The sequence below is a fragment of the Deinococcus sp. AJ005 genome (assembly GCF_009017495.1).
GTDB lineage: Bacteria > Deinococcota > Deinococci > Deinococcales > Deinococcaceae > Deinococcus.
This window is the reverse complement of sequence record NZ_CP044990.1, coordinates 3,222,593-3,239,486: the sequence shown is the minus strand read 5'-3', so window position 1 is coordinate 3,239,486 and position 16,894 is coordinate 3,222,593. Positions and strand designations below refer to the sequence as shown.

Genomic DNA, 16,894 nt, shown 5'->3' with positions numbered 1-16,894 from the left:
ACGCGGCGAATCGGTGACGTTCCAGCCGCCCGCGCGCTGCGTCAGAACATCGCTTTTCTGGGCCTGTTCACGCAGCCGCGTTCGCCCAGTGAAATTGCGGCGTCGGCGGGCATGGCGGCCAATCTGGCGCACCACCACGCCCGCAAACTGGAGGGTCTGGGCCTGTTGCTGGAGGTGAAGCGCGAGGCGGGCAGGGGGCGCGGGAATTCCGGGTGCCCAGCGGTCTGGTGCCTCCAGAGGACGCGGAGGGCAACGGCACGGCAGACCTGCGCGAACTCAGTCAGGGCTTTTTGCGCGCTTACGAACGTTCCTGGACACTGATGCACGAGGGCGAGGAAGACGTGTACGGCTTCGGCTCAGGCGAGCGTCCGGTCTTGCTGCCACTGCTGCCCGACAGCGCCAGTCTGGAGGCCCACCCCACCCATCTGGACTCGCTGACCCTGCGCCTCTCACCCGAGCGTTACCGGCGGCTGGCCCGTGCCCTTAGCGCCCTGCTGGCCGAAGCCCATGCCGAGGGCCACACCACCTCGGGGCCGCACTGCACCCTGGCGGTCCTGGCCTTCAGGGCCGAGACGGAAACGGACGGCAATCAGCTTTCCCGCAGCATCAACAGCTTTCTGGGCGCGGAGATCAGCTCTACTTGTACTCCGGCCACGGCCACGTCTTGAAGGTCACCTGCTGCCACTTGGGGTGCATGCCCTCGTCTTCCTGAAGGTTGACCAGCTTACCCACGGCGCATTTCTTGTAGGCCAGCAACTTCTCTTTCTTGTCGGGGGTCTTGAAATCGCGCGTGACCAGCACGCTCTGCACAGCCACGGTGGGCACGCTGGAGACGCTCAGGTTGGGATACCGCAGCTTGGCGGCGGTGTAGATGCCGTTCAGCGGCGGGCTAAATGGCACTGGAACCAGTTGCACGCCGCTCAGCCCCTTGACCCAGGGGGCGGGCTGACCGATCACCGCCAGCACAGCGTCCACCTGCCCGGCGTTTAGCGCGGCGAAGGCGGCAGGCTGGTCCTTGACGGGCACGATGCTGTACGGCACCGCCAGTTTGGCGCTCAGTACCTTGGCAGTGATCACGCTGCCTCCCCAGGCCGCCACGCGCTTGTTTTTCAGGTCACCAAAAGCTTGCACGCCCGTCACGGTGGTCTTGCCTAGAAAGCTCTTGCTGGTCACGGGCGGTTTGGCAAACAGATGAATTTCCTCGTCGTACAGCGGCAGCAGCGCCTTGATGCTCGCCATGCGCGGGTCCTGATCGATCTGCTCTCTGGCCTTGAGAACATCACTTTGCACGAAGGCCAGCGAGACCTCGTTGTTCATCAGCAGATCGATGTTGTCCAGGCTGCCGCCCGTGCCGCGTTCCTTGAGATACGCGCTCTGGGCGCAGACCTGCCCGATGTTCCTGAACATGGCGCTGTAGGTTCCGGTGGGGCTGCCGGTGGCGACGTTGAACGAGATGGGATCGGCGGCGTGGGCAAGGCCGACGGTGGACAGCAGAAGCAGGCTCAGAACGCGGGTCATGGTGGACCTCCAGAGAAAGGGGTTTATTTCAGCTCGCCGTAGCCGTCCCCGTTGGTGGTGGCTGGGGGCGTGGCCGGAGTGACTGGCGCGGTTGGAGTGACGGGTTGAGCTGGCTTGTCAGGTGTCGAAATTGTAGTTCCACCGTCGAAAAAGCCCTGCTGATCCAGATACACGGCGGCGGCGCACAACAGCAGGATGGCGGCCAGCACGGCAGTCAGCACGCGGGGGCGGGTCATCGTTGTGGCCTCATGCTCCGCCTCCACGGGCGCGGCCCGACTGCTCACCTGCGGCCAGCGCCTCGTCCAGCAAGGCAGCGTTGCGGCCTGCGCGGCGGGCGATCTCGCTCAGGGCGCTCTCGGTAACGTGGCGGTCCTCAGCGCTCAGGTTGGCCTGTTGCAGCGCGGAGGCCACGTTGCCCTTGGCCTGCGCCAGTTGCGTGTCGATGCGGGCCTTCTTGATCTGGCGGTCAAATTCACCCAGATCGGCGCGCAGGTCTTCCATGTGGGTCTGGGCGCGGCCAAAGGCGTCGCGGCTGACCTGCAAATCGGTTTCCCAGCGGGCGATGTCGGCGGCGTCCATATCCTTGCGGTTGGTGTCGATCAGGCGGCGGAAGTCTTCCAGATGACCGTTGGCCTCGGCCAGTTGACGGCCCTTGGCGGTGATCAGGTTCTCGAACTGCGTGCGCTGCAAGATCAGCGTTTCCAGCGGCATGGCGCGGGCCACCGCCTCCTTGGCGCGTACCCGGCCCGCGTTCAGGGCCAGCATCAGCGCGGGCAGCAGCACGATCACCGCCAGCAGTGCGATGCCAAAGGCCGCGATGGTCACGGTGGTGAGCGCCACGTTGAACAGCGCCACCGCCGCGCCGCCCAGCACGGCCAGTGCCAGCACCCCGCCGCCGGTGGCCAGCACCAGTTTGCCCGCCGTGACAGGCCGGGGGGCCAGCTCCGCGCTGCCAGAGGGCCGCAGGTTGATCACCGTCTCCTGGGGGACAGGTTCGTTCATGCCCCTTTATACGGCGAAAGGGGGCAGGAGGTTGCCGGAGAGACCATCAGTCCGCCCCTACTCTTCAAACGAAGGCTACGGTTTTTACAGTTTCGCCAGTTCCGTCTGTGCTGCCGCGAAGCCTGGGCGCAGGCGCAGCGCCTCGCGGTAAGCCGCTTGGGCTTTTGCGTTCTGACCCAGCCCGGCCAGCGCACGGCCCCGCCAGTACTGCATTTCCTCGTGCGCGGGGGCATCGTGCAGCACGGCGTTCGTCAGGCGCAGCACGGCGTCGTAGCGCCCGTTGCGCGTGTACGCCTCCAGCGGCCCGAAGGAGTACCACAGCGTGCGCCACGCCAGCCCACCCACGGTGCGCGCCGGGCGGGTGGGATCGAGTTTTGGGTCGGGCCGGGCCGCGAACGCCGCGTCGAAGGCCCGCACCGCACCCCTTGAATCGCCCATATTCAGTTTGGCCTGCCCCACGTTCAGCCATGCCACGGCGTCGTTTTTCTTCTCCGCCTCGGCCAGCGACACGCGCAGGGCCGCGCGTTTGGTCATGCCCGCGTCGGCGTGATAGCCCAGCGCCGCGTCCAGGGCGGCCTGCCTGCTTTGCGGGGCGATCACCAGAAAGGTGCGCCCGAATGAACGCCACAACTCGTCCAGCTCGGCGTAGGTAAAGCCCAGGCGGCCCATGTACGAGTCCAGCGCCGAGAACTTGCCCTTGGCGTCGTCGTACCCCGTCAGCAGGCGGTAATGGCCCATGCCGCCGCTGTCGGGCGTGACGAACCATGTTTCGGCAATCACCGGGAATCCGGCGGCCAGCAGCCGCTTGAGCATCAATGGTGTGCCGCCGCGTGCCAGATGCACACTCATGCCCTGGCCCTGCGCAAAGGCCGCCAGTTCCTCCGGCGACACGTTCACGTCGCCCCCGCCCGCCTTCAGCTTGGGCGCGATGTCGTACTGGTTGAGGGTGCCGCCCCAGCGGCTCAGCGCCATGCCCACCGTCACCGGTCCACAGTTGTTCAGCCGCTGGTACTCGTGCTTGATGTTGTCGATGCTGACCTTGACAGGCAGCGCCGACGCCGCACCCAGCAGGGCGAGGGTGAGCAGGGGCAGAAGGGCGCGCATTGCCCCCCATTCTCGTCAACGTTCATGATTCAGGACTGAGGCGTGAAGGTGAGGGGAGCGTCAATTGTGGGGTGGGGCGGCGCTGGGACGGCAAAAGCCAGACGCCCTGACCATCGGATAACTTCGTGCACTGGCTCTGAGCCTGGGCCACAGCGGCATGTTGTACGTTGTAACCAGCGGCGCGCAGGCTCCCCGTGATGCTCTTGATCAGACGTTGCCTGTCCCTAGCAGTGGTCAAGCGACTTGCCCGCTTCTGGAGTGAACTCGACATCGCCTTTCTGGCCATAGTGCAACGCTAACGCCCTGACCTGTTGGGGATCAGAGCGTTCGATGGAGAGGAGGTCTATCTCTGTCCTCGCCTTATAGCTTGACCACCATCTTGCCGGTGTTCTGGCCTTCCAGCAGACCCATGAACGCGCCGGGCATGCCGTCTATGCCTTCCACCACGGTCTCGTCATAGTGCAACTTGCCAGACGCGATCCAGCCGCCGACTTCCTGCACGAACTGCGAGAACAGGTGGCTGTAGCTGCTGACGATAAAGCCCTTAAGGGTCAGTTGCTTGCCGATCGCCAGCGCCAGATTGCGCGGGGCGCTGGCCGGTTCGGTGGCGTTGTACTGGCTGATTGCCCCGCACAGCGCCGCCCGCCCGAAGGGGTTGAAGGAAAACAGGGCCGCTTCCAGGTGGTCCCCGCCCACGTTGTCGAAATACACGTCAATGCCGTCCGGGGCGGCCTCGCGCAGCAGCTTGTTCACCGAACCGTCTTTGTAATTAAAGGCGGCGTCGAAGCCCAGTTTGTCGGTCAGGTGCGCCACTTTCTCGGCGGACCCGGCGCTGCCAATCACGCGCGCCGCGCCCTTCAGCTTGGCGATCTGGCCCACGGCACTGCCCACCGCACCCGCTGCGCCCGAAACGAACACCACGTCCCCTTCCTTGAAGGCTGCCACGTCCAGCAGGCCCGCATAGGCAGTCAGGCCGGGCATGCCCAGAATACCCAGGTACGCGCTGGGCGAGACACCGTCCATCGCGTCCACCTTGCGGGCGGCCTTGGCGGGCAGCAGCGCGTGGGTGCGCCAGCCCTGATCGTGCAGCATCAGATCGCCCACGCTCAGGCCGTCCGCATTCGAGGCGATCACCTCGCCCACCGCGCCGCCGGTCATGGTCTCGTTCAGCGCGAAGGGGGGCGTGTAGGACTTGACGTCGTTCATGCGCCCGCGCATGTAGGGATCGACGCTCAGGAACAGGTTGCGGACCAGCACCTCGCCGTCACCGGGCTGGCCCAGTTCGCGGTCCACCAGCGCAAAGTCGCTGTTTTTGGGCGCACCCTGGGGCCGGGCGGCCAGTTGAACCTCGCGGGACATCGTCTTTTCTGAAGTCGTCATGGGGGTATTGGGCTGCCTGGGGACAAACATCAATGTGAGATTAACTGCATTCCAGTTGGCTTCAGGCGTCCGGGCTGGCCTCGGCGGCCCTGCGGACCAGCGGCAGGATGGTCAGGCCCTGCACGGCAATCGTGAACAGCACGATGGCGTAGGTCACGGTCACGATATGCGTGCGGTACGGGCTGGCGGGCAGACTGAGGGCCAGACTGATGGCGATGCCGCCGCGCAGGCCGCCCCAGGTCAGCAGCCGCACGGTGTAGGCCCCATAGCCCTCGCGGGCGCGGACCAGCATGAAGGGTAGCGCCACGCTGATCCAGCGGGCGGCCAGGGCCACGGCGATCAGCACGGCGCTGGCGATCAGTTGCGCCCCGGTGGTGCGGGTCAGCAGCACGTCCAGCCCGATAAAGGCGAACAGCAGAATGTTCAGCACCTGATCGATGGTTTCCCAGAAACTCTCCACCAGTTCCCCGGTTTCCTCGCTGAACACCTCATGCCGGTTGGCCGAGATCACCAGTCCGGCCACCACCATCGCCAGTGGCCCGCTGATTTCCAGCGCGGCGGCGGCCACATAGCCGCCCACCACCAGCGCCAGCGTGACCAGGATTTCCACGGCATGCTGGTTGATGCTGCGGAGCAGGCGGTAACCCACCACCCCCAGCACGGCCCCGAACAGCAGCCCGCCGCCTGCCTCGCGTAGAAATAGGATCAGGACTTCCACGGCATTCACGCCGCCGTCGTGCCGCCCGCCGATGCCCGCGATTCCCGCCAGCGCCAGAAAAATGACCACGCCCACGCCGTCGTTGAACAGGCTTTCCCCAGCGATCAGGGTTTCAATCTTGGCCGGAACCCTGGCCCGCTTCAACAGGTCCAGCACCGCCACCGGATCGGTGGGACTGATCAGCGCCCCGAACAGCAGCGCCCAGATCAGCGGTACGTCCAGCCCCACCAGATTAAAGACGAAATACGCCGCGAAGCCGATCAGAAAGGTGCTGATCAATGTGCTGAGAAAGGCCAGCGTCAGGATGCTTCCGCGCTGGCGCAGCAGTTGGCGGGCGTCCAGGCTCAGCGCCCCGGCGAACAGGAGCACGGCCAGAATGCCGTTGAGGACAAAGTTGGTGAAGTTCAGCGTTTGCAGCAGGCTCGCCGCCCAGCCGCGCACGCCCGGAATCAGGTGAAAGGTGTCCAGCGTGATCAACACGATGCTGGCCAGTGCCCCGGCCAGCGTGACGCCCACGGTGGTGGGAAAGTGGAAAAAGCGCTCGTTGAGGTAGGCCAGCAGCGCCGTGACACACAGCAGCGTGGCGAAGGCGGTCAGCATAAGCTCAACCATAGAGCGGCAGGGTCACTTCTTCCCGCCACTGTCTGATCGCGCACCGGGCTGTGGTGGGTCAGGGTGAAGCCGTCTCTGCTGTCGGAAGGAAGGCGTTGTGCTGAATAAGCGCAGCGACGACATCTAGCACGCCATTGTGATACTTGCGGGAGTGTCCGCACTCGGCGACGGCCGTCGCCCAGTCTCCTTTACGGTGCTGAAGCGAAGGATTCGTCATAGCGCAGTTGTAAGCGCATAGAGCGTAGCTGGCGCTCTCCCCTAGAGGTTTGTAAGATAAGGCGGCGAATCCATGGACATAGCCATGCTCGGCCAAGCCCACGAACGCCGCTTTGGGGCAACCTTTGGCCCGGCTGGACGCTGTGCCGATGCCCTGTGCGGCTAGGGTCTGCACGGCGTTTTCCCAGGCTTGCAGAGGAGAGGTGGTATGAGTCAGGGCCAGCTCTGTCAGATGGGCATAAAGCACTCTGCGACTCTTCCTCGAAGTGAGATAGCGGTCAGGCTGGCTTTCCATCCTCAACCCCTGCTCGCCGTCCGTCCCCTATCAATCACCTTCTGTCCCAGCAGTTGCAGCGCGAACTTGCCCACAAAGCGCGGGTTGTGTTTGGCGTAACGCTTCCACAGGCGGCGGGGTTCCATGATCAGGCGGAACAGCCACTCCAGCCCCAGCTTCTGCATGGCGGGTGGGGCCTGCCGAACCCGCCCAGAATGGAAGTCGAAGGCGGCCCCCATGCCCAGCAATACAGCGTCCAGGCGGTCCGTGTGGGCGGCCATCCAGCGCTCCTGCTTGGGGCAGCCGATGCCCACGAACACGATCCTTGCCCCCGAATCGGCGATCTGCTGTGTGTACAGCGCGTCTTCCTCGGGCGTGGGGGGGCGGAAGGGTGGGGCGATCAGGCAGGCGATCTCGATGCCTGGATAGTGGGAATGCAGGAAAACGACGAACTCCTCCAGACTCTCGGGCGTGCCGCCGTACAGGGCGATGGGCACGCCTTCACGGGCGGCGGCCTCGCAGACGTGCAGCATCAGGGTGGGGCCATAGACGCGCTCGGCTTGGGGCACGCCCAGCGCCTTTAAAGCCCACACCAGCGGCACGCCGTCGGAAGTGACCAGATCGGCCCCGTTGACCACGTCCCGGAATTCGGCGCTGTCGCTGGTTTCCATGACCATGTGGACGTTGGAGGCGCAGATGTAGCGCCCCTGCCCCGAGCGTGCCCAGTCCATCACGCGCGCCGTGGCATCCGCGTAGGTGGTGACATCCACCCGCATCCCCAGAATTGAGCGGGAGGTCAGGGTGGGTGCGGTGGCAGTGGACGGTGTGGCGGCAGCAGGGCGCAGATCGGGCGAGGTGGGAACAGACATCGTTTCAGGACTCCTTGAGGGCGGTGGGAACAGACAGCGCAGAGGGAACTGCGGGAGATTCGGACAGGGCGAACTGGCGGCGCTGGGTTTCCAGGGCGGCCAGCCCAAAACCGAACAGGCACCAGAACCAGATGCCCCCCTGCGGCCCTTCCAGATACACGTCGAAGGAGGCGTTGACCAGGAAAGCCAGCCAGTACGCGAAGATCCACAGGTTCAGATTGGCCCAGAGCGTGTTCCGGGCGGCGCGGGCGCGGGCGTAGGCGCGCAGCAGGCTGAAGCCGAAGGCCAGTTGCAGCGCCACCCAGGCCAGAAAACCCGGCACCCCGGAGCGGGCCAGGAAGGTCATGTGGCCGTTGTGCGGGTTTCTCAGCGAGTGGTCCTGCTCTACCTGAAATCCGTCAGAGTCGGCCAGGTTGATGCCGTAGCCCTTGCCGGTCCAGAAATAGGGACCGTAGACGGTGTAGTCCACGATCTCCTTCCACCAGTCCAGCCGCCAGGTGCGGGTGCCCTCGCGCACGTCCGAGCCGGAATCCCCAACGATGCTCTGGACATTCAGCAGCAGGGATTCAGCAGAGATGTCACGCTGGCCACCCAGGTTAAGCTTGAAATTGGTGGCGATCAGCAGCGTCAGAACCATGACAACCATATACAGGGGACGGCCCCAGCCGCTGCGGGGGCGCAGCAGAATGATGAACAGCCCGCTGGCACCGACGGTCACCAGCCCAGCACGCCCCTCGGAGATGGACAGGATGCCCAGCAGGATCAGGCCCCACCATAGCCATTCGTGCCAGCCCCGGCGGTTTTCTGGTGACGTAAAGCGGTGATGCAGGCCCAGGAGCAGGAAAGCCACGATGCCCGCCAGATGAACGGCGATATCCCCGCCCTTGGGGAACAGCAGCGGCGTATCGCTGCCCGGCCACGCGGGGATGCTGTTCTCGAACAGCTTGAAGATCACGACACTCACGGGCGCAAAAAGCAGAAACCATGGGAGGAAGCGGGCGTACTGCGTGATGACCCGCTCCAGCCAGCCCAGGCGCAGCAACAGCCCCGCCACGATCAGGGCGAAGGCCGCGTACAGCCAGACCACGCTGTCGCGCAGCGCGTCAATTTTGTAGAGGCCGATGTACGGTACGGTATTGATCAGGCCGATGACCATGAACACACCCAGCAGCGCCAGCAGCCCCCGGTAATGGCGAATGCCCACCGTGCCCACCCGCCACAGCGCCAGCAACCCCACGCCCAGCGCCATCTCGCCCACGAACAGCGGCGGCACCCCGATGTACGAGTAGCCCTTGCCCAGAAACGCGTAACCGATCAGCGAAACGCCGATAAACCCCAGGGCGAACTGGGACAGGCGGTCCCACACGCGCACCAGCCCGGCCAGCAACACCATCAGGGCGGCCAGTGCCCCGGCCAGCAGCGGCTGCTCGGTGGCCAGAACGCCCACCAGCAGCGCGGCCATCAGCAACGCCAGCCACGTCACCCAGCCAGTGCGTGGTAGCTCACCCCTGGTCCTGGGGGACCGCAGCGGCATGGATTTCAAAGGCCGTCTCCCGCCAGGAGACCGGTCAGAAACTGCGCCGGTGGCCACACCTTCCAGACATGTGCCAGGTAAGAACGGAAGGCCGCTCCAGAGAAGGACAAGGACCGCTGGGGACCGTGGAACAGGATGGACAGATGGCTTGCAGACATGCTTCTCCCAGAGTACGGTGTGGAACTCTGTCCAGACCGCATGGTGCAATAGAGGGTAGGCGGCGGGCCGCTAATAAAAAATAAACAAAGTGGTCCCGGCGTGGGCGGCTGACTGTCTGGTTCAGTCTGGTCTGCCGCCGCCTGGATGCGCTGCTACCCGGCAGAGTTGAGCAGCCGTCCGCGCAACCGCTGTAAACTGGTCCGGGCCATACCTTGGAGTTCGCTGGCCGGGCCGAATAGCAGTACTGACGCCACCACTGCGCCTCCCAGCGCCAGTTCCACGATAAAGAGGACTGAGAGTGGAACATTCAGCGCCCGCAGTGAGAACACCACGGCAGCGGTCACCAGGGCAGAACCGATGAATGCCAGTCCCCCCAGCCCGTAGGAGCCTGCGATCTGACGTCCACTGCCCCCGATGATTTGCCGGGCCACCAGGGCGAACGCCACGCTCCGCAGCAGGGTAGCGGCCACCAGTACCATGGCAATTTGCTCGATCTGACCCCCCAGACGGTAGGTCGTCCAGAAGGTCAGAGCCAGAAACACGAGATACACGGCCTGAATTTTAATTTTCACGTTTAACCGGGCCGTCGCCTCGGCCAGCACCGCAGACAGGTTGGTCATCACGGCGAAAGGAATGTAGACGGCAAAGATCTGCATCAGGTGGATGGAATCCAAGAAATTGGGGCCGAGCATCACCTTCACGATCTCCGGCGCGTCAATGAAGATGCAGCCAGCGGCGCTGCTGATGATCAGCGCAACGGTCCGCAGCCCGGACAGGTAGGCGCGGCGAAGGCGCTCCGGCTCGTTTTGCACGGCGCTCAATGACGGTGCCATCACCCTGGACAGACTGGTGGCGAAGTTTGTTGCAGGCATGGCGAGGGTGCTGAAGGTCCGGCTATACGCGCCCAGCGCCACCGGGGAATAGAGTTTCCCGATCATCAACGTATCGAGCGTGGAACTGAGAAATTCCAGCAGATTGACGGCTGTGGCCTTGATTCCAAAACTGAACAGTCCCTGATAGGCGGACCATTTAAAAATAGGTTTAAGGGAGTGTCTGGCTGCAAAATACAGCAGGAAAAGCTGAATGACAGCCTGTGAGATTGCACTGATGACCAGACTCATCGCGCCGTAGCCCAGGTAGGCTGCGCTCAGGCCAATCAGCCCGTGGCCGACGGCGTAGGAGGTCAGTTCGGCGGTCACCACTGGGCGGAAATTTAACGCCCGGCGCAGAAGGCTCCCGGAAATGATGATCCCGCTGCTCAGAACGTAAACCAAGGCGTATCCCCTGAACACGGGAACCAGATCTGGAATGTCGGGATAGAACCGGCTTGCTGCTGGCGCGACGAGCCAGGCGATCACTGTTGTCAGAATGCCCAGGACCATGGCCCCCGTGAATCCTGCCCGGATATCCTCTTGGCTGAGCGTCTTTTTCTGGACGATGGCCTGTCCGACACCCAGATCAGTGATGAATTGTCCGAATCGCTGGAGGATGGCGGCAATAGCCCAGACGGCAAACTGCTCTTTGGTGAGCAGCCGTGAAAGGACTGCGGCAAAAAACAGTTGTAGGGTTAGCCCAACGAACATGGAGAGATAGCTCCACTTCATAGCGTTGACGGTCTTGGTCTTGAGTTCACTCACGGATGTCCTGGCTATCAAATAAAGTGGCGATCCCGGCAGAGGACGTGACAGCGTGGAGATAAAGTGCGAATCGTTTGGCAATGCAGCGAGCGACAAACGGGCTGCCCGGCTGATGCGGTTATATCTTCTTCCGCACCAGGGACTGGGATGAGCGCCGGGACATCACATTTTGCAAGAACGCTGTTACCTGTTGGGCGAACGGTTCCGGGGGAAAGCGGCGGCGGCAGTCTTGCTCTCCGGCGGCGGCAAGCTGAGCGGCGTAGGCACGGTTCTCAATAAGGCGTGTGATCTGCCGTTCCAGATCCTGGGCGTTGCCAGTTTCAAAGAGTAATCCAGTTTCCTCGTCGCGGATCAGCTCTGGCAGGGCAAAGGCCCGCGCGGCGATAACTGGTCGCTGGGCCAGCATGGCCTCCACCACGGCCAGACCAAATGCCTCTTCAGGTGCGACGTGAACGTAGAGATCGACGATTCCAAGGAGGGCGCGGGCATCTTCGCGAATTCCCAGGAAGAGAACCCTATCGCTGGCAGCGAGCTGCTTCGCTCTGGCTACCGCTCCCGTGTGGTCTGGTCCACCGCCCACAAGGACAAGGTAAAGGTTTGGGATGCGCCGTGACAGGTGATCGAAGGCGTTTAAGAGGGTGGTGTGGTCTTTGTAGTAGACGAATTGGGCCGTGTATCCTAGAACGATGGCGTCTTCGGGTATTCCGAACTCAATCCTCTTCTCTGGGGAATAGGGCTGCCATTCTGGCATCATTTCCGGTGCCTCAACCGCGTTATAGATCACGGCTTCCATTCCCTGATGTCCTCTGGGGCGGTTATTCTCACGAACAGCCTTTGAAACGTAGATCAGCGCGTCACGTTTGCTGAGGATGGGGAAAAGAATCCTTCTCAGGCGACTCGTGTGAATCTGATTGATGGTATGAATCCAGTACATTACAGGCTTACCAGTCCCGGCAACCGCGAGTTTTGCCACCAGATAGCAGCGAAACGAATTTGCCACCACGAGATCGGCTGAACTCTGCTTTATAACGCGCCTCAAATTGAGTGCGGATCTCAGAATGCTGGAATTCCCAACATGACTGATGCGGATGCCGAAAGCATTAAACAGCCCTGTCATTGTTTTACTGGGTTTGTCAAGACTTACGTTAATCATGTCCAGCAGTTCGGGCTTGCGGTGGCGGGCGAGCTTGTACATGACCTGAGTAATGCCGCTGCTGTAAATCATCGGGACGTCAACGAAAATGGCCCGCAAGGGTCGGTGTTCTGGTATCGGCGCATCGGGCATTCTGGTCCAGAGCTAATCACATTGACCGTTAAGCAAAGGTTTCCAGGCCCCGGCGCATCCAGGAGCAGAGGGTGTAGCGGGTATGCAGACCGTGGCGGCTGAAGGCCAGATGTTGGAAGCCAACCGGTTCAGGCACCCATGGGCAACAGGCAGTCGTTTACCTGAAAACTTTCATTTGGAAATCGGCCCCACCGTGATTTTGGCCGACTTCAGCTTGGCCAGCCAGCGCGTGTATTCCTGGCGTTCCATCGTCAGGGTGATGCGGCCAGGAAGGACTCTGTTGCCGTAGCATTTCCTTGGTTCGCAGTCGGGAAACCAGGTGGGATTCTGGATATCCCGGCCTTTGAGGGGATTGCCCCAGGCCACCAGATTGTCGCGCACCGTGATGTTAAAAAAAGTTTTCCTGGCCTTGTCCCCGCGCGCGTCCCACACGTACAGGCCGACATTCTGGGCGGGGATCGGTGCCCCGCTGGGCAGGTAGCCGCTGGCGATGATGCGGTTGTTGTAGACCTCGATATCGTGACCGGCAGACACGGCAATGCCGTTGTTGGACGTGGCCACGACTTCATTTCTGTAGACCAGAATGTGGCCTGCCGCCTCGGCCACGGTTTTGGCGCTGCCGTCGCCCGCGTTGATGCCGCCGCCTGCGTAGGTGCTGACCCGTGGGTTGACGGCATACGCCCCCTGGATGTAGTTGTCATGGATCTTGATCCGGCTGCTGGGCACGCCGCTGGACAGATACATGTTTATGTTTTCCTCGGGACGGCTCTTGCCCGGCTCGTTGATGACCTGATTCCAGGCGATTTCCGCACCGCTGATCTTGCGGACCGCGTTGAACTGCACGAACTGCACCAACCGGTATTCCTTGTCCGAATACTGACCCTTGCCCATGCTGTAGCGCCCGTCGATATTCAGGGCCTTGTTGCGCAGGATCTTGATCGTTTCCCCCAATTTCGCTTGGCCCTTGTAGGCCCGCAGGTAAATCCCCGAAGTCCCGATCATCTCGTTGTTCTCCAGCACGATGTTCTTAAATTCCTCGGCAGACAGGAAACGGCCAGGGTAGCGGTATTCCTTGAGGGGCCGGTCCGGGTTGAGCGCCACGCCACGGGTGTTGCGAACCGTCAGGTTGGCGCTGGTGAACGCGGTGTAGATCAGCGTGCCCTTGCTCTGGATATTGGATTTCTCGATGATGACCTTCTGGCTGGTGGCCACAGTCACGGCGGGCACCTTGGGGTCCAGGCTCTGCCAGTTGCCCCGGTAGGTGCCGCCCTTGCGGATCACGATGGGTTTGTCGTACTTGATCGTCTGGGCTTCGCCCACGGGACTGACGATCAGAAGGCACAGCATCACAGAAGACAGAAGGCGGAAACCTGGGCGCATGAAGGCCCACTATAGGTCAGTCAGGTGAACGGGGGGTCAATCTGATCAACCGAGGGTCAGTCTGGTTAACCGATGGACGGTGGCCCCGCCGCTGACCTGATCGTGTTGCACGCCGCACCCGTCAAGTATGGTCAGCTCCTGCATGGAGGCGGCGAACCGGAACTGACGCTGAGGGATAAATTCAGAACGCTGTATCCAGAGCCAATAGCGCTGCCCCCGCATCCGTAATCCCTGCCTGTGCCATGTCCGGGCGGCCTCCGCCCTTGCCGCCGCCCGCCGCCGCCAGCTTGCCCACCAGTTGCCCAGCGTGCGCTCCGCGTGCCACGGCGTCTTTCGTCGCCTTGACCACCAAACCCTTATCCCCAGCGAGGACGACAATATCCGCCCCACTCTGTTCCAGCAGCTTGTCGGCAGCGCCGCGCAGTTCGTTGCCCTCAATGCCGCTCAGCTTTAGGGATGCCACTTTAAAGCCGCCCATCTCGCGCACCGGGGAAGCCGCGCCGCTCCCGCCGCCCATCTGCGCCTCGGCCAGTTGACGGCGCACCGCCACCATTTCCTTCTCGGCAGCCTTGACCTGAACTTGCAGGCCAGCTACGCGTCCCTCCAGACCGTCTGGGTTGGTGTTGAGCATGGCGGACACGCGGGCCATCTGTTGCAGGCGTTCGCGCAGCCATTCCGTTGCAGTCTCGCCCGCCAAAGCCTCAATGCGGCGGACCCCGGCGGCCACGTTCTCATCGCTCAGGAGGACGAATGCGCCGATGTCGCCGGTGCGCGAGACATGCGCGCCGCCGCAGAGTTCCATGCTCGCCACGGCCTGCCCCTCGTAGGACACGTCGCCGCCCACACGCACCACGCGCACGGTGTCGCCGTATTTCTCGCCAAACAGGGCCGTTGCGCCCGACGCCCGCGCCTCGGCAATCGGCATTTCCTGCCACGTCACGGGAAAGTTGGCGCTGACCCAGCGGGACACCAGCCGCTCCACATCCGCGAGTTCATCCACCGTCATGGCCGCGCCGTGCGAGAAGTCAAAGCGCAGACGGTCCGGCGCAACCAGGGACCCGGCCTGCCGCACCCCGGAACCCAGTACCGCCCGCAGCGCGGCGTGCAGCAGGTGCGTGGCCGTGTGGTGCCGCTGCGTCGCGTGCCGCTCGCCGGAAACCACGCCGCGCACGCTCTGGCCGGGTTTCAGCTCGCCGGATTCAATCGCCACGTCATGCAGGAAGACGCCGCCGGGGGTCTTGCGGGTGTCGCGCACCACGCCCGCGCCCCGCTCACCATTAACACTGTCCCATTCCAGGCGTCCGGTGTCGCCCACCTCGCCGCCGCCCTCCGCGTAGAAGGGTGAGCGGGACAGCACCACCGTCGCCTCGTCGCCTGCCGACAGGTGTTCAATGCGTTCGCCGCCCACCATCAGGGCCAGCACCTCGCCGTCGGCCTCCAGATCGTTGTAGCCGACAAACTGGGTCTGGGGCAGGTCTTCCAGCGCTTCCTGCGCCCCAAACAGTTCGGACTTGCCGTACTTGCTGCCCGCCCGCGCGATGTTCTGGGCGTTTTCCAGGCTCTCGGCGTACCCGGCCTCGTCCACGCTGACGCCGTATTCCTCGGCAATTTCCTTGGTCAGATCAACGGGGAAGCCGTAGGTGTCATAGAGGATGAAGGCTTCGTTGCCTCCCAGCACTGCACCCTTTTCCATGCCTTCCAGCAGGCCGCCGAGGCGCTGAATCCCACCTTCCAAAGTCTTCAAAAACCGTTCTTCCTCGCTCTTGATCGTCGCCTCCACCCGTGCCTGCTCCGTTCGCAGTTCGGGGTAGGCGTCGCCCATGCTCTCTACCACCAGCGGCACCAGCTTGTACAGCGTCGGCTCGCGCAGGCCCAGCAGGTAGGCGTGGCGGCTGGCGCGGCGCAGGATCTTGCGGATCACGTAGCCGCTCCCGGTGTTGCCGGGCGTGCTGCCGTCCGCAATCACCATGCTGACGCTGCGGACATGCTCGGCCACGACGCGGTGCGAGACGTTCTGCGGCCCCTCGTAGGCATGACCGCTCAGCTCGGCCACCCTGGCGACAATCGGGCCGAACACGTCGTTGCTGTAAAAGTCATACACGTCCTGCACGACGGTGGCGATGCGCTCCAGGCCCATGCCCGTATCAATGTTCTTGAAGGGCAGGTCAATCAGCGTCGGCGTGCCGTCTGGCCCCGGTTCCTGGCGGTCATATTGTGGAAACACGTTGTTCCAGATTTCCAGAAAGCGGGCGCTCTCGCGGGTATCGGCGTATTCGGCCCAGGTGTCGTCGCCGTACTTCGGCCCCCGGTCATAGAAAATTTCGCTGCATGGGCCACAGGGACCGTTCGGGCCTTCCTTCGGCGCGTCGGCGGGCCAGAAGTTCTCGTCGGCCCCGAAGCGCAGGACGTGGTCTGCGGGCAGGCCGATTTCCTTCGTCCAGATGTCATACGCTTCCTCGTCGTCCTCATAGATGGTGGCGTACAACTTGGAGCCGTCCAGGCCCATCCATTCCGGGTCAGTCAGAAATTCCCAGGCCCAGGTCAGCGATTCGCGCTTGAAGTAGTCGCCAAAGCTGAAGTTGCCCAGCATTTCCAGCAGTGAGCAGTGCCGCAGCGTGCGCCCCACGTTCTCAATGTCGCCGACGCGCAGGCATTTCTGGGCGGTGGTCACACGCTTGTTCGCGCCCTGCTCAAAGCGGGCGGGTGCGCCCATGAACTGCGCCTTGAACGGCTGCATGCCCGCCACCGTGAACAGCGTCGTGGGATCAGGCGAGATCGTGCTGGCGCTGGGCAGGCGCAGGTGGCCCTTGCTCTCAAAAAAACTGAGGAACTTCTCGCGGATCTCGGCGGTGGTCAGAGTGGAGGATGGAGCAGTCATGCGGGCGAGTTTAGCGCGGGGGCCGGGAATGTTCATGGTTGATGGGAGATGGTTGATGGAGAAAATGACCACGCAGTCTTGCCGCCTGTTCTTCGCAGGAGCGGGCGCTGGTGCTGGAGCATCTAGAAACGGTGGAACCGCTGCTGCGGGCGACGGTGACGGTGGAAATCGACGCGACGCAGGCGTTAGCGGTGGTGGCGGACGGGTTGGAGATGCTGGCTAGGAGTGGAGGCCTTTAGCTCCTCCCCCCTTGCGGGGGAGGCTGGGAGGGGGGAAATATGGCAAGTTGCCTGGCCCCTCAGAAAAAAATGGGGGCCATCAGGAAACG

At 63.2% G+C, this 16,894-nt stretch carries 14 protein-coding genes; 2 read left to right on the top strand and 12 right to left on the bottom strand.

Annotation, left to right across the window (positions count from 1 at the left end):
* The first annotated feature begins 212 nt into the window (after nt 1-212).
* A complete protein-coding gene (locus DAAJ005_RS17540; RefSeq protein WP_151848218.1) occupies nt 213-668 on the top strand; it encodes a hypothetical protein in 456 nt (151 codons plus the stop codon).
* Here DAAJ005_RS17540 and DAAJ005_RS17535 read toward each other — a convergent pair.
* From DAAJ005_RS17535 to alaS, 12 genes are all read right to left on the bottom strand, one after another.
* Nucleotides 637-1,518, bottom strand: coding sequence for a TAXI family TRAP transporter solute-binding subunit (locus DAAJ005_RS17535; protein ID WP_151848217.1), 882 nt, complete (start codon nt 1,516-1,518; stop codon nt 637-639). The two genes, DAAJ005_RS17540 and DAAJ005_RS17535, sit on opposite strands and share 32 nt — an antisense overlap.
* A gap of 23 nt (nt 1,519-1,541) precedes the next feature.
* On the bottom strand, nt 1,542-1,754 hold the full coding sequence (locus DAAJ005_RS17530; RefSeq protein ID WP_151848216.1) for a hypothetical protein: 213 nt from the start codon (nt 1,752-1,754) through the stop codon (nt 1,542-1,544).
* 10 nt (nt 1,755-1,764) lie between these two features.
* Nucleotides 1,765-2,520 (bottom strand): hypothetical protein, encoded by a 756-nt coding sequence (locus DAAJ005_RS17525; RefSeq protein ID WP_151848215.1) that lies wholly within the window; start codon nt 2,518-2,520, stop codon nt 1,765-1,767.
* An 84-nt stretch (nt 2,521-2,604) separates the two neighbouring features.
* Nucleotides 2,605-3,624 carry a C39 family peptidase gene (locus DAAJ005_RS17520; RefSeq protein ID WP_151848214.1) on the bottom strand — a complete coding sequence of 340 codons (1,020 nt, stop codon included), beginning with the start codon at nt 3,622-3,624 and terminating at the stop codon, nt 2,605-2,607.
* Nucleotides 3,625-3,984: 360 nt separating this feature from the next.
* Nucleotides 3,985-5,004 (bottom strand): NADP-dependent oxidoreductase, encoded by a 1,020-nt coding sequence (locus DAAJ005_RS17515; RefSeq protein WP_151848213.1) that lies wholly within the window; start codon nt 5,002-5,004, stop codon nt 3,985-3,987.
* Nucleotides 5,005-5,065: 61 nt separating this feature from the next.
* Entirely contained in the window at nt 5,066-6,334 is a 1,269-nt protein-coding gene (locus DAAJ005_RS17510) for a sodium:proton antiporter (protein ID WP_226342518.1), read from the bottom strand.
* A 513-nt stretch (nt 6,335-6,847) separates the two neighbouring features.
* On the bottom strand, nt 6,848-7,693 hold the full coding sequence (locus DAAJ005_RS17505; RefSeq protein WP_226342517.1) for a WecB/TagA/CpsF family glycosyltransferase: 846 nt from the start codon (nt 7,691-7,693) through the stop codon (nt 6,848-6,850).
* Nucleotides 7,694-7,697: 4 nt separating this feature from the next.
* A complete protein-coding gene (locus DAAJ005_RS17500; RefSeq protein ID WP_226342516.1) occupies nt 7,698-9,176 on the bottom strand; it encodes an O-antigen ligase in 1,479 nt (492 codons plus the stop codon).
* A 362-nt stretch (nt 9,177-9,538) separates the two neighbouring features.
* Nucleotides 9,539-11,119: a lipopolysaccharide biosynthesis protein gene (locus DAAJ005_RS17495; protein ID WP_151848212.1), complete on the bottom strand. Its 1,581-nt coding sequence runs from the start codon at nt 11,117-11,119 to the stop codon at nt 9,539-9,541.
* Nucleotides 11,120-11,141: 22 nt separating this feature from the next.
* Nucleotides 11,142-12,308 carry a glycosyltransferase family 4 protein gene (locus DAAJ005_RS17490; RefSeq protein WP_151848211.1) on the bottom strand — a complete coding sequence of 389 codons (1,167 nt, stop codon included), beginning with the start codon at nt 12,306-12,308 and terminating at the stop codon, nt 11,142-11,144.
* A gap of 171 nt (nt 12,309-12,479) precedes the next feature.
* Nucleotides 12,480-13,655 (bottom strand): hypothetical protein, encoded by a 1,176-nt coding sequence (locus DAAJ005_RS17485; RefSeq protein WP_226342515.1) that lies wholly within the window; start codon nt 13,653-13,655, stop codon nt 12,480-12,482.
* 214 nt (nt 13,656-13,869) lie between these two features.
* Nucleotides 13,870-16,566, bottom strand: a complete 2,697-nt coding sequence (gene alaS, locus DAAJ005_RS17480; RefSeq protein WP_151848209.1) for an alanine--tRNA ligase — start codon at nt 16,564-16,566, stop codon at nt 13,870-13,872.
* Between the two features lie 110 nt (nt 16,567-16,676).
* On the opposite strand from alaS, the gene DAAJ005_RS19325 reads away from it, so the two are divergent.
* Nucleotides 16,677-16,805, top strand: a complete 129-nt coding sequence (locus DAAJ005_RS19325) for a hypothetical protein (RefSeq protein WP_255448030.1) — start codon at nt 16,677-16,679, stop codon at nt 16,803-16,805.
* Nucleotides 16,806-16,894: the final 89 nt, after the last annotated feature.

Coding starts and splice junctions, on each gene's coding strand:
- DAAJ005_RS17505 (WP_226342517.1), bottom strand. CDS start 7,693: ATGTCTGTTCCCACCTCGCCCGATCTGCGCCCTGCTGCCGCCACACCG.
- DAAJ005_RS17530 (WP_151848216.1), bottom strand. CDS start 1,754: ATGACCCGCCCCCGCGTGCTGACTGCCGTGCTGGCCGCCATCCTGCTG.
- DAAJ005_RS17535 (WP_151848217.1), bottom strand. CDS start 1,518: ATGACCCGCGTTCTGAGCCTGCTTCTGCTGTCCACCGTCGGCCTTGCC.
- DAAJ005_RS17515 (WP_151848213.1), bottom strand. CDS start 5,004: ATGACGACTTCAGAAAAGACGATGTCCCGCGAGGTTCAACTGGCCGCC.
- DAAJ005_RS17525 (WP_151848215.1), bottom strand. CDS start 2,520: ATGAACGAACCTGTCCCCCAGGAGACGGTGATCAACCTGCGGCCCTCT.
- DAAJ005_RS17520 (WP_151848214.1), bottom strand. CDS start 3,624: ATGCGCGCCCTTCTGCCCCTGCTCACCCTCGCCCTGCTGGGTGCGGCG.
- DAAJ005_RS17485 (WP_226342515.1), bottom strand. CDS start 13,655: ATGCTGTGCCTTCTGATCGTCAGTCCCGTGGGCGAAGCCCAGACGATC.
- alaS (WP_151848209.1), bottom strand. CDS start 16,566: ATGACTGCTCCATCCTCCACTCTGACCACCGCCGAGATCCGCGAGAAG.
- DAAJ005_RS17490 (WP_151848211.1), bottom strand. CDS start 12,308: ATGCCCGATGCGCCGATACCAGAACACCGACCCTTGCGGGCCATTTTC.
- DAAJ005_RS17510 (WP_226342518.1), bottom strand. CDS start 6,334: ATGGTTGAGCTTATGCTGACCGCCTTCGCCACGCTGCTGTGTGTCACG.